The sequence below is a fragment of the Polaribacter sejongensis genome (genome assembly GCF_038024065.1).
Taxonomy (GTDB): domain Bacteria; phylum Bacteroidota; class Bacteroidia; order Flavobacteriales; family Flavobacteriaceae; genus Polaribacter; species Polaribacter sejongensis.
This window is the reverse complement of sequence record NZ_CP150667.1, coordinates 518,756-531,119: the sequence shown is the minus strand read 5'-3', so window position 1 is coordinate 531,119 and position 12,364 is coordinate 518,756. Positions and strand designations below refer to the sequence as shown.

The 12,364-nt window shown below is 30.0% G+C and carries 13 protein-coding genes; 11 read left to right on the top strand and 2 right to left on the bottom strand.

All coding sequences use genetic code 11. The features are described from left to right. Nucleotides 1-109: 109 nt before the first annotated feature. The 7 genes from gcvT to WHD08_RS01850 all read left to right on the top strand — a co-directional run bounded on the left by gcvT (nucleotide 110) and on the right by WHD08_RS01850 (nucleotide 7,758). Nucleotides 110-1,195: a glycine cleavage system aminomethyltransferase GcvT gene (gene gcvT / locus WHD08_RS01880; protein WP_208889437.1), complete on the top strand. Its 1,086-nt coding sequence runs from the start codon at nucleotides 110-112 to the stop codon at nucleotides 1,193-1,195. Between the two features lie 152 nt (nucleotides 1,196-1,347). Next, entirely contained in the window at nucleotides 1,348-2,463 is a 1,116-nt protein-coding gene (locus WHD08_RS01875) for an SDR family oxidoreductase (protein WP_208889438.1), read from the top strand. 22 nt (nucleotides 2,464-2,485) lie between these two features. After that, on the top strand, nucleotides 2,486-3,484 hold the full coding sequence (locus tag WHD08_RS01870; protein ID WP_208889439.1) for a metal-dependent hydrolase: 999 nt from the start codon (nucleotides 2,486-2,488) through the stop codon (nucleotides 3,482-3,484). Between the two features lie 131 nt (nucleotides 3,485-3,615). Further along, a complete protein-coding gene (locus WHD08_RS01865) occupies nucleotides 3,616-4,809 on the top strand; it encodes a hypothetical protein (protein WP_208889440.1) in 1,194 nt (397 codons plus the stop codon). Between the two features lie 27 nt (nucleotides 4,810-4,836). Continuing rightward, on the top strand, nucleotides 4,837-5,853 hold the full coding sequence (locus WHD08_RS01860; RefSeq protein WP_208889441.1) for a Gfo/Idh/MocA family oxidoreductase: 1,017 nt from the start codon (nucleotides 4,837-4,839) through the stop codon (nucleotides 5,851-5,853). A 116-nt stretch (nucleotides 5,854-5,969) separates the two neighbouring features. Continuing rightward, nucleotides 5,970-6,836 (top strand): YkgJ family cysteine cluster protein, encoded by an 867-nt coding sequence (locus tag WHD08_RS01855; protein ID WP_208889442.1) that lies wholly within the window; start codon nucleotides 5,970-5,972, stop codon nucleotides 6,834-6,836. Nucleotides 6,837-6,963: 127 nt separating this feature from the next. Further along, a complete protein-coding gene (locus WHD08_RS01850) occupies nucleotides 6,964-7,758 on the top strand; it encodes a hypothetical protein (protein WP_165731113.1) in 795 nt (264 codons plus the stop codon). An 85-nt stretch (nucleotides 7,759-7,843) separates the two neighbouring features. On the opposite strand, the gene WHD08_RS01845 is transcribed toward WHD08_RS01850, so the two are convergent. Beyond that, nucleotides 7,844-9,031, bottom strand: coding sequence for a hypothetical protein (locus WHD08_RS01845; RefSeq protein WP_208889443.1), 1,188 nt, complete (start codon nucleotides 9,029-9,031; stop codon nucleotides 7,844-7,846). A gap of 216 nt (nucleotides 9,032-9,247) precedes the next feature. Between WHD08_RS01845 and WHD08_RS01840 the strand changes: the two genes are divergently transcribed. The 4 genes from WHD08_RS01840 to WHD08_RS01825 all read left to right on the top strand — a co-directional run bounded on the left by WHD08_RS01840 (nucleotide 9,248) and on the right by WHD08_RS01825 (nucleotide 11,301). Then, nucleotides 9,248-9,553 carry an ArsR/SmtB family transcription factor gene (locus tag WHD08_RS01840; RefSeq protein WP_208889444.1) on the top strand — a complete coding sequence of 102 codons (306 nt, stop codon included), beginning with the start codon at nucleotides 9,248-9,250 and terminating at the stop codon, nucleotides 9,551-9,553. Nucleotides 9,554-9,604: 51 nt separating this feature from the next. After that, on the top strand, nucleotides 9,605-9,841 hold the full coding sequence (locus WHD08_RS01835) for a thioredoxin family protein (RefSeq protein WP_208889445.1): 237 nt from the start codon (nucleotides 9,605-9,607) through the stop codon (nucleotides 9,839-9,841). Nucleotides 9,842-9,926: 85 nt separating this feature from the next. Next, on the top strand, nucleotides 9,927-10,334 hold the full coding sequence (locus tag WHD08_RS01830; RefSeq protein ID WP_208889446.1) for an OsmC family protein: 408 nt from the start codon (nucleotides 9,927-9,929) through the stop codon (nucleotides 10,332-10,334). Further along, nucleotides 10,327-11,301: a permease gene (locus WHD08_RS01825; protein WP_208889447.1), complete on the top strand. Its 975-nt coding sequence runs from the start codon at nucleotides 10,327-10,329 to the stop codon at nucleotides 11,299-11,301. The genes WHD08_RS01830 and WHD08_RS01825 overlap by 8 nt, the downstream gene beginning before the upstream one ends. 117 nt (nucleotides 11,302-11,418) lie before the next feature. Here WHD08_RS01825 and WHD08_RS01820 read toward each other — a convergent pair whose 3' ends face one another. Beyond that, complete coding sequence (locus tag WHD08_RS01820; protein ID WP_208889448.1) at nucleotides 11,419-12,207, bottom strand: transglutaminase family protein; 789 nt, start codon at nucleotides 12,205-12,207, stop codon at nucleotides 11,419-11,421. Between the last annotated feature and the right edge of the window lie 157 nt (nucleotides 12,208-12,364).

Below are 12,364 nucleotides of genomic sequence, written 5' to 3'. Positions count from 1 at the left end.
ATTTCAAAAGTAACATTTATTATTTTCTAGGTAAAAATATTAACAAAGTATTCGTGATAGATAATTCCATTTTTTTCAATAATTTAGCTGAAATTTAAGAAATCTATACATGAAAAATATTGCATTAAATAATATTCACGTTGCTTTAGGTGCTAAAATGGTTCCTTTTGCTGGTTACAACATGCCTGTACAATACGAAGGAGTTACAGCAGAACATTTAACTGTTAGAAATGCCGTTGGTGTTTTTGATGTAAGCCACATGGGAGAGTTTTTAGTGGAAGGTGAAAATGCATTGCCTTTAATACAGAAAGTTACCTCTAACGATGCTTCTAAACTAGAGATTGGAGATGCACAATACAGCTGTTTCCCTAATGAAGATAACGGAATAGTAGATGATTTAATTTGTTATAAAATTAAGAAAAACACGTATTTACTTGTCGTAAATGCTTCTAATATTGAAAAGGATTGGAACTGGATTTCTAAATATAATGAGGAGTTTAATGCAGATTTAAGAGACTTATCTGAGGGGTATTCATTATTAGCTATTCAAGGTCCTAAAGCTATAGAAGCAATGCAATCTTTAACTTCTGTTGATTTAGCAAGCATTCCTTTTTATAAATTTAAAATTAGTGATTTTGCCGGAATTGAGAATGTAATAATTTCTGCAACGGGTTATACTGGTTCTGGCGGATTTGAAATTTACTGTAAAAATGAAGAAGCTGAACAAATATGGAACAAAGTTTTTGAAGCTGGAGCAGATTTTGGAATTAAGCCAATTGGTTTAGCGGCAAGAGATACTTTGCGTTTAGAAATGGGATATTGCTTGTACGGAAATGATATTAACGATACAACATCTCCTATTGAAGCAGGATTAGGTTGGATTACAAAATTCACCAAAGAATTTGTAAATGCAGAAGCGTTAGCAAAAGAAAAAGAACACAAACCAGAAAGAAAATTGGTTGCTTTTGAACTTGATGAAAGAGGAATACCAAGACATGGTTATGATATTGTAGATGGTAGCGGAAACGTTATTGGTGAAGTTACTTCTGGTACTATGAGTCCTTGTTTACAAAAAGGAATCGGAATGGGTTATGTACCAAGAATTTTATCTAAAGTAGGTACACAAATACATATTCAGGTTCGTAAAAAAGCGATTCCTGCAACAATTGTAAAACTTCCTTTTTACAAAGGATAAAATAATATGTTCGTTCGAGTGCAGTCGAGAAATTTATAATTATATATTATAATTAATAAAATTTAAACTGTACTCAAGCAGAAAAATAGTTGTCTGTAATAAGACAACTATTTTTTTATTAAATCATTTATTGAAATTTCATCAAAAAAAATATGAATTGCTTATTAACTGGAGGAACGGGAATTGTTGGAAGTCATATTATTTTTGAATGGCTACACAAAGCCATTGTTGAAAAAACGGTAAATCATCTTTTTGTGGTGATTCGGGCGAATGAAAAAACAGCTGTACAGCGCTTATTAGCTGTTTTGAAAGATGCTTCTCGTCCTGAATTTTTAAATGATTTTACACTTGAATCTTGTCTAAAAAAAATCACGGTTATCCCTAATGATTTAGGAACCATTAGTAAAGAAGTTTTAGAAAACTATAATTTTGATACCGTAATACATTGCGCTGGTTCTACAAACCTATCTAGCACAAGTGATTCTAAAAAGACAGTACATTCTCAAAATTACTTGGTAACTAAACAACTTTTAGAGCAGTTACCAGAGTGTGTAACTCGTTTTTTATACATTAGTACGGCGTATTCTTTTGGTATCCAAAATGAAAAAGTATGTGATACTATTGAAAACTATACCGTTACCAATTTTAGAAATCCGTATGAGCAATCTAAATATGAAAGTGAACGTTTTGTAAAAGAAACGTGCAAGCATAAAAATATAGCTTCTCAAATTTTAAGACCTAGTATTATTTGCGGTCGTTTAATTGATAAACCTTATTACGAAACTCCAAAGTATGATGTTTTCTATTCTTGGGCCATCTTTTTAGCAAAGTATGCTACCAAATCTAAAGAAGCTTTCAGAATTTGGATTGACAAAAAAAGTGGTTTAAATATTGTGCCTGTAGATTTTGTTTCGAAAGCAATTTTATATGCTTTTTTAAATCCACAAATAAAGGAATTGAATATCGTAAACCCTACACAGATTTTACACAAAGAGTATGTAGGCGATGTTTTAGAGTCTTTTGATGTAAATTCTTATGAGTATGTTGCAGTAAAACCTAACAACTTAAATTCGTTTGAAACGCTGTATTACAAAACCATTGGCGATATTTTTGAGAATTATATTTCTATCCCAGATTTACAGTTTAAAACGGACCAAATTTTAAACCTCATTCAGCAGTTAAACTTAGAAAATACATTAGGAGTTCATGAAAACTTTATGAACTTGATTAATTATTCCGTTGAAAAAAAATTTAGAAAGAGTTATTAATTATTAGTAAAAAAATAATCTAATGGATTCATTAACACAAATAGTTTTAGGTGCAGCAGTTGGAGAAGCTGTTCTTGGTAGAAAAATTGGTAATAAAGCCATGTTGTATGGTGCTATTGCAGGTACAATTCCGGATTTAGATATTTTTGCTAATTTCTTTGCTGATAAAGTTAGTGCCTTAGAAATACATAGAGGTTTTACACATTCTATCTTTTTCTCGGTGCTCTTTGCTCCTATTTTTGCTTTTTTAGTCAGTAAGTTTGAAAAATATAAAAATGTAAAAGATTGGTCTTGGCTTTTCTTTTGGGCTTTTATAACGCATCCTATTTTAGATGCACAAACTACCTGGGGAACGCAACTTTTTTGGCCTTTAGACATTCGTTTGGCTTTTAAAAATGTTTTTGTAGTAGATCCTTTATATACACTACCTTTTTTGGTGCTTTTAATTTTGGCTGCGTTTCAGAAAAAAGAAGCTAAAAAAAGGCGTTTTTATAATAATTTAGGCCTTATTATTAGTAGCTCTTATTTAGTACTTACGCTTGTATTAAAAGGTATTTCTTATCAAACATTTACCAAAGAATTGGCTGTACAAAATATTCAGTATAAAGAAATACAAACAAAACCAACACCTTTAAATACCATTTTATGGACTGCTAATGTAGAAACAGAAAATGCTTTTTTAATTGGTCATTCTTCTTTTTTTGATAAAAACCCGGTTGATTTTTCTAGTTATCCAAAAAATCATGAATTGTTAGGTGATTTAGTTCATCAACCAAAAATGAAACGCATGATTGCGATTACTAATGGTTGGTACACTATCAATAAAAAAGATGATGCTTTGTATTTTAATGATTTACGTTTTGGAGCTTTAAGTATGAAACCAAATGCAGAGAATTTTGTTTTTAAATACAAAATTGAAGTCGATACTAATGGTGTTCCGTCTTTTATTGAAGAAGCTAAAGATAAAAGAGATGCTAAAAAACTATTATCAGAATTGTGGGAAAGGATTAAAGGGAATTAAAAACACTTATTTTCAACTTGATATTTCAATTCAAAAAAGTTAATTTCGTTCGCTTGTGATTAAAGGCATGAATGTTGCTTTGTATCAGAATTAATATTTTAAGAAATTTGAAACCAAGAACAATGTATCTTATGAAAAAATTACTGACAATTATTACCATTATTTCAGCATCAATAGTAAGCGCACAAAATAATAAAGACTCTTTAAATGTAATTTATAAAAATTATTTTGAGCTATTAAAAACAAAAGACAAATTAGATACTGTTGTTCTAAAAGTGAACAATTTTGAAGAGTTAATGAAGTCTAACAACCAAATTATTAAGAAACTTTCGGATGCAGAGCTTTTTGGTTTAAAGAACCAATTAGAACAAAGAAGAAAAAAAATTATTAATACTACAGAATTTGTTTTTGCTTCAAACGCAAGTTTAAATGCCATAAAACAACTAGATGCAACTAGTGATTATCTTACTCAAATCTCTAGCTTAAACAATCCTGAAAATTCAGATTTAGGTTTTTCTTTATCCGAAGAAATTGCAGAAATTTTAGAGAATGAAATCATAAAAGGGAGTCGAAAAATTAATGGCATAAAAAAATCTAAATTTCTACTTTTTATAGATAATATTATAAAATCTCCTTTAACAGAAGAATTAACCAGTGCAATACCTGTGGTGAGTTCTATAAAGTCTGTTGTAAATCTGGTGATGGGCAATGCGCTTAAAGGAAACGATGTTTCCATAGATGATGTTATTGATTTAAAAAAATCATTAAATGTGTATTTGGTGCATTATGAAGGATTGGCAAAAGCACAAACCGAATTTGAACAAAATCTTGGTAATTTAGACATTAGAAAAGAAGGATTGGTATTACTTTTAACGCAATACACCACAGAACGTTCTAATACGTTAAACCCAAATGCCATTTCTGAGCAGGATAAAAAACTAACTTTAACAAACGTTATAAATAAGCACTATACCAAAGGCATTGTACAGCAAAGTGTAGATAAAATAATTAGCGCTAAACCCTTAGATTACAACAATCATTTAACAAATAAAAACTTAATGTATCCTACATATGCGTTAAATCAGGCAAAGTTTATAAGAGATGAAGTAGAATCTTTAAGTAAAGAATACATCTCAATTTTTAGCACTTATCAATCTGCCTTAAAACAAGTTTTAGAAAAAAGTAAAGCTATTGGTGATAAAAATAAAATTGATAATAAGATATCTGAATTAGAAATAAAACTTTTGGCTGTTCAGGTTGCATTTGATGATAATTTAAATATTTACAACTTAAATAGTAAGTTTAATGCATTAATGGAATATTAAAAATAGTTAAAGTTTTAAAATCAGTTTATGAATAAAAATGTATTAAAAACAGGTGTTTTTTCTTTTGGAATGTCAGGACAAATATTTCATGCTCCATTTATTAATGAACATCCTAATTTTGAATTAAGTGCGGTTGTAGAAAGATCTTCAAAAAAAGCACATCTGACCTATCCTACCATAAAAAGTTATGATAGCATTGATGAACTTTTAGCCGATTCAGAAATAGAATTGGTTATTATCAATACCCCAAATACCACTCATTTTGAGTTTGCTTTAAAAGCTTTACAAGCAAAAAAACATGTATTACTAGAAAAACCTTTTACAGTTAATTCATCCGAAGCAAAACAATTGTTTGCAGCGGCAAAAAAATATAATCGTGCTGTTTTAGCATATCAAAACAGACGTTATGATAGTGATTTTTTATCAGTAAAAAGTGTATTGGATTCTGGTAAATTAGGGCAATTGGTAGAGTTTCATCTTCGTTATGATCGTTATAAATATGATATCGGACCAAAAGCAACTAAAGAAACACCAGTTCCTGGAAGTGGTTTAGCATATGATTTAGGTCCGCATTTGTTAGATGCTGTAATCTCTGTTTTTGGAATTCCGTTAGAATGGAAAAAACAATTAGGTAAATTTCGTCCAAATACGCAAGTAGATGATCACGCTCATTTTCATTTAATATATCCAAACGGACTGCAAGTTTTTATAACTACAAGTTTATTGGTTACAGAACCACAACCTGCATTTATTTTACACGGAACAAAAGGCTCTTATATTAAACAACGTGCTGATGTACAAGAACAACAATTACAAAAAGGTATGAAACCTTCCAATCCTTTATTTGGTTTAGAAGACATTAATAATCAAGGTGTTTTAACGTATTTTAATGATGAAGGCATAAAGAAACAAGAAAATATAGTTTCTGAAAAATCTTCTTATATGCAAGTATTTGATGATGTTTATAATACGATTAGGGAAGGAAAACCATATCCAGTAACAGAAGCTCAAATTATGCAACAACTAGAGATTTTAGAAAGTTAAATAACAATTTCTTCTAAACTTAAGGTTGAAAAATAATATCTTTACAGCTCAACTCAATTATTCTTTTTAGTTAATTGAATCGATATGAAAACTAATTATTAAAACGACCAAAACGAATGCAAACTACAAAGCTGAGCACTGAAAGTATATTACCACTCACCTGCTCGCGCGCTGGAACTTGCTGTTTCGGAAAAGCTGTTATGCTAAATCCTTGGGAGTTATTTAGTTTTAGTAAAGAAAAAAAAGTAAGCCCAAAAACCTTTCGTGATTTGTACACTGATTTTGGAGGAATCCGATTAACTTTTAATGGAAAACAAGATAAAAAAGGTCAGAATGCTTGTAGTCAGTATGTAGAAAATCATGGTTGCAGCGTGCACCAAGGTCGCCCGTTAGCGTGTCGTTTATATCCGTTAGGTCGTCAAATTCAATTTGAAAAAGCAGATTATATTTTTGAAGGACCAAAATTTCCATGTTTAACAGATTGTGCAGAAGTTTTAAATTTACCAAAATTAAGTGTTGGCGAGTATCTAAAAGGACAAGGAGCAGCTCCTTTTGAAAAAGCACAAGATGCCTATTTAAACGTAATGCAAAATATTGCTGATATTGCTTTTGAATTGTTATTAGATAGTGGTTTATCCGCCTCTGGCGATACAAAAACATTGACTTTATGGAGAGAAATGGGTAATGAATCACCTGAATTATTGGCAGAAAGAATTGGTAAAGATTGGATAGACGCATTAATGATTCCTGATATAACAGATATTAAAGAAAATTCTATTGAATTTGCTCAGAAACACAACGATTTATTACAATTAAAAGCACAAGAAGAGTTTGGTTGTTTACAAACATTAGATCAGGTTCATGAAGCTTGTATTTTAATTATGGGCGTTGCATTGCAATTATCTAGAGGTTTAGGTGCAGATACAAAAGGAATAGCAGAACTCTGGATAGAAACAGCAAAGAGTAACGGTGCTAAAGAATAATCTTAAACGTAAGTTCTTTGATCAACTTGATAAAAAAAATCAAATTTCTAAATATAAAATGTAAGGTTTCTATTTTTAAACCGATAACTATACATTAAATCAATTAATATCCATTTAAATAAGCCACATGAAAAAACCATTGATTACATTATTTGCTAGTTTACTACTTATTGTAAGTTGTAAAAAAGACCCAGCTAAAACAAAACAAATAGAAGAAAAACCACAACCTGTTGTAGAAAAAACTTTTGCTCAAAAAATAGAAGTAGCACATAAAAAAGATGCTTTTCTAGCAAAAGAAGCAATACAATTTGATGCTTTTATAGAATTTGGAGGAAACGAGGTTTTTAACGCAAACGTAACTGTTTCAACAACTTCTGATATTGCAAAAATCACTTATAAAAATGGTGATGAAATTTATGTAAATAAAGAAAACATTTTTGTTTCTCCTAGTTTAGAAGCAAACCCAGGAGTTCGTTTTCATGCCTATACCTGGAGCTATTTCTTCTTATTTCCTTATAAATTAAGCGATAATGGAACTATCTGGAATGATGCTTTTAAAACTAAAGAAGCTACTCAGAACTATGATACTGCAAAATTAAGTTTCGAAGCAAATACAGGTGATGCACCAGATGATTGGTACGTTGTGTATAAAGACAAAAAAACAGATCTTTTAGAAGATGTTGCTTATATTGTTACCGTTAATAAAAGTACAGAAGCTGCAGAAGCAGATCCACATGCTATTAAATATATCGATTATACAGATGTTGATGGAGTTCCTTTTGCTGCAAATTGGGAATTTTATGGTTGGAGTATTGATAAAGGTCTAACCGATAAAATTGGATTTGCAAAAATTACCAATATTAAATTTGTAGAAGGTTTTAGAAAAGACTTTGCTATTCCTGAAAACTATATCAAGAAATAATTTTTTTAATTTTTAATAAAAAAGCCTCACAATAATTTGTGAGGCTTTTTTAATTTCTAATTTTATCTCAGATTCTTTTGAAAATTTAATTTCTAAATTTATTTTGAGTAATAATATATTTTAGTCTTTCTTTTAAATCCTCTCCGCTCTCATACACCATTTGTTCATTAGTAGGAAAAGGAACGCCTTTTAAAGTCACTAAATCTAAATGAGATTTACTTAAAGCTCTTTTATCTCCTTTATAATTTGCGTAAGTATGCTCAAAAATAAACTCGCTTTCTATAGGATACGTTTCTATTACTTGACGAGAAATTAAATCTACATATTTTACTTGCCCAACAACTTTTGCTGTTTTTAATTGCGTAAATTGATATAAGTAACATCGAACATTTATCATTTTATCAACCTGAACTTTATTGCCTTTATCATCTAAAACATTCTTTCCATTTTCATCTAAAAGATATTTTAATCCATCTTTAACCTGACTTTCTTTAATAACTTCTTTTTCCTTAACCTGTTCCGGAGAAATTGATATGTTTATAAGGTTTAACTCTAAACTAAAATCATACGTTATTTCTCTGTTTTTTCTTCCGTGGTAAATCGTCCAAAAATCATTTAACCCATACGTATCAAAGTTTAATAAATCTTCTTCTAATTTCTTCGGAATTATTTTTTCAGTTTCATTTTTCATAGAAACAATCACAAAATCTAATCCGTTTTGATGTGCAATTTCCATTAAATTACGCACATCTTTATAATTCGGATTTATTTGTTCTAAGTATTCTAATTCAGAATATGCAGTTCTATAATCTAACTTGTTATTGCTATTAAATAGCTCTTTTGCTTTTTCATATAAATGATCTGATAATTGATTTTTTGTAGCTATAATTTCATTATCATAATTAACAAACTTAAAATCAGCATCTCTACCTTCTTCTAAAATAGTTAAAGGCAACAAAGGTTTTATATTTTCTTGCCTATTTTTTAAATTTTCATAAAGTCCGTAAATAGATTCTATACTTTCCGGATTATTGTCTTTCTTTAAGAAATTAATTTGTGCTAAATCTTTAGAATTTGCTTTAACAAAAGCTTGTTCTAACATAATAATATAGGGCTGATTTCCTTTTTTAGTCTTATTTTTCTTTAATTTTTCTAAAGCTATCTGTATAGCTCCATCGTAATTTCCATTATTTATAGCTTCTTGTGTCTTTTTAACACTACTGCAAGAAGTAAAGATTAAAAACGATAAAATAAATAGTAATTGTTTTTCCATAATAAGTAGTTTGTAACCTATTTTTCAATAGTTATGCCAAAAATATCATTTTTTAAACTTTAATAACTAATTTGACTCATGTACTTTATTTTAAAAGGAGATTCAAAAATAAAACCATCAAAATAATTACAAATCACCCTACAAAATAAAAAACACTATTTGTGATAAATGTCACATTTTCCCTAAAAAACCAATCGTAAATTTACGATAGGAATTATGAAAAGAAATATAGACCCCATAGCATACAAAGAAAATACTGAAGCCTTAGCAAAGTTTGCTAAAGCATTGGCACATCCTACTCGCATTGCAATTTTAAAACATTTAGAAAATCAATCTTGTTGTTTTACTGGTGACTTGGTTGATGTTTTTCCTTTGGCACAATCAACAATTTCTCAACATTTAAAAGAGTTAAAGAATGCTGGTTTAATTCAAGGGGAATTAAAACCACCCAAAATAAAGTACTGTATCAATCTAGAAAACTGGAGTATTGCAAAATCGTTATTTCAACAATTTTTTGAGTAATATTTTTTTAATAATCAAATCGCTTATTGGCGATAAACAAATACAAATATTATGAGTAAAGTAATTAAAGTTTTAGGTACTGGTTGTCCGAAATGTAAATCTATGACAGCTGTTGTTAGCGATGTAATTGCAGAAAACAACATCGATGCTACTATTGAAAAAGTAGAAGATATTATGGAAATTATGAAATATAATGTAATGACAACTCCTGTATTAGTTATTGATGATGCAATTACCGTTAAAGGGAGAATTCCTTCTAAAGAGGAAGTATTAGCTCTTTTAAAATAAATAATATGTCTGGCTATGACCAATCGAAACCTCTTTATTTAAATATAAAGTAAGTACTTATCGACTGACCTTTAAATATTAAGTTATGAACTATCAAATTAAAGCTTCTTCCCTATCAAATGAAGATGCCGTTATTCATATAAAAAAATCGGATATTGATTTCGGAACAACTTCAAAAACGGCTAATACTTTACCGAATCCTGCTGAATTATTTTTAGGCTCATTTGCTGCCTGCATGCTAAAAAATGTAGAACGTTTTTCTAGTATGATGAAGTTTAGCTATTCAAAAGCTTCGCTTGAAGTAAATGCAACACGTTTAGAAAGTCCGCCAAGGATGGATAATTTAAACTACAATTTAACAATTTACAGCAACGATAAAAAACTGAATGTAGACTTACTAAAAAAGAACATCGAAAAATTTGGGACTATTTACAATACTATAAAATTATCTTGCAACATTTCTGGAACTATTAAAACAAAAGAAAATGTTTGATTGGGTACAAAGTTTTGCAGATTGGTTAATTTATACCGTTTTTAATATTGATGGAAACACGCATTTAGGAACTGCCTTAAATTTCTTTGTGTATGACACTATCAAAATTCTGATTTTATTATTTTTTATCGTTTTTATAATGGGAATTGTAAACGCATATTTTCCAATAGAACGCTTAAAAGATTATTTACATAGAAAAAAATTATATGGATTAGAATACTTTCTTGCGTCTATATTTGGAGCAATAACACCCTTTTGCTCCTGCTCTTCCGTTCCGTTATTTATAGGTTTTGTACAAGGCGGAATTCCGTTAGGAGTTACTTTTGCATTTCTAATTACTTCACCTCTAGTAAATGAAGTTGCCATTGCCATGTTTCTAGGTTTATTCGGAGTAAAAGCTACCTTAATTTACGCTATTTCGGGTATTTTATTAGGGAGTGTTGGTGGTTGGTTATTAGGCAAATTTAATCTAGAACCATTACTTTCTGATTGGGTAAAAAAGATTCTTGACAATAAGATGTATCAAGCAGAATACGAAGAAGAAAAACAAACTTTTTACCAACGATTGCCAGAAATTACACATGGCGCTTGGGATATTGTAAAAGGTGTACTACTTTATATAATTGTAGGAATTGCAATTGGTGCAGCAATGCATGGTTTTGTGCCAGAAAACTTTTTTCATACCTATTTAGGTGGTGGCGAATGGTGGACAGTTCCTCTTGCTGTTATCGTTGCAGTCCCCATGTATGCAAATGCCGCTGGTATTGTACCAATAATTCAAGTTTTTGTAGCTAAAGGAGTACCATTAGGAACTGCAATTGCTTTTATGATGGCAACTGTAGGTTTGTCTATTCCTGAAGCTACAATGCTTAAAAAAGTAATGTCATTAAAATTAATTGCTATCTTTTTTGGAGTGGTTACTATTGCAATCATTTTATCAGGATTTTTATTCAATTTAATACTTTAAACCAAAAATCAATAAAAATGATAGTATTTTAAATTTTATCAGGAATAATATAATATTTAATTTAGAAAGACAAATAAAACAACACCTAGATATTATCAGCACTTAAATAAAGGTTCCTTAATTTTTAATTTGTACTACATTAATAGATTGTTCTAAAGAGTGGGCAACAGGTCCGAATTGATTAAAAATAGCCACATCTACTGCATCGAGACCGTAACCTACAGTTACATACCCTCCTTTTTGTCCGGTTTGAGTAGCATCAAAAGTATACCATCGTCCACCAACATAAGCTTCAAACCAAGCGTGCATATCCATAGGTTGCAATTGGTGTAAATAACCAACAACCATACGAGCAGGAATACTTAAACTTCGGCACAATGCTATGCCTAAATGGGCTAAATCTCTACAAACCCCAGAGCGTTTCTGATACACTTCTGTGGCAGAAATAGGGTAATCACTACTTCCAGGAATATAACTGATAGTAGTTCTCAGCCATTCCTCTATTGCAAATACTTGCTTATAACCAGCGGGTTTATCTAAGGTAATCGAATTTGCCAAATCATTAAAACGATCGGACTCACAGTACCGACTTGGTAATAAATAACAAAGCACATCATTGGGGAGCTGCTCAATTTCTATAAAAGGTGCATCAAAATTGACATCTACAAATTCAGAGGTCTTTACATCTGAACTCGTATAAATAGATAATTTACCTACCGGAGCCACAAAACGCTGATATAAATTACCGTAATCATCTGTAAATTCAAGGATTTTTATATTAGGTGTTATTTTAAATTCGTCACGCTCAATCCATTGTTCTGCTCCACTTCGAGGGCGTAATCTTAAAATAAAAGGAGTGGGAATTTCTATATCAAAAGCCAAATTACAACTAACACGTAACCACATAAATACATCTTATTAATAACAGTTGATATTACCAAAATTAGCAACACTTAAATGTAGTGGATTCATTATTAAGAAGTGTTGCTTTATATGTTTTAATTACATCATAATTATATGTAAACAACAATAATTAGTCTTATAATAGTGAATTAAAAACCTT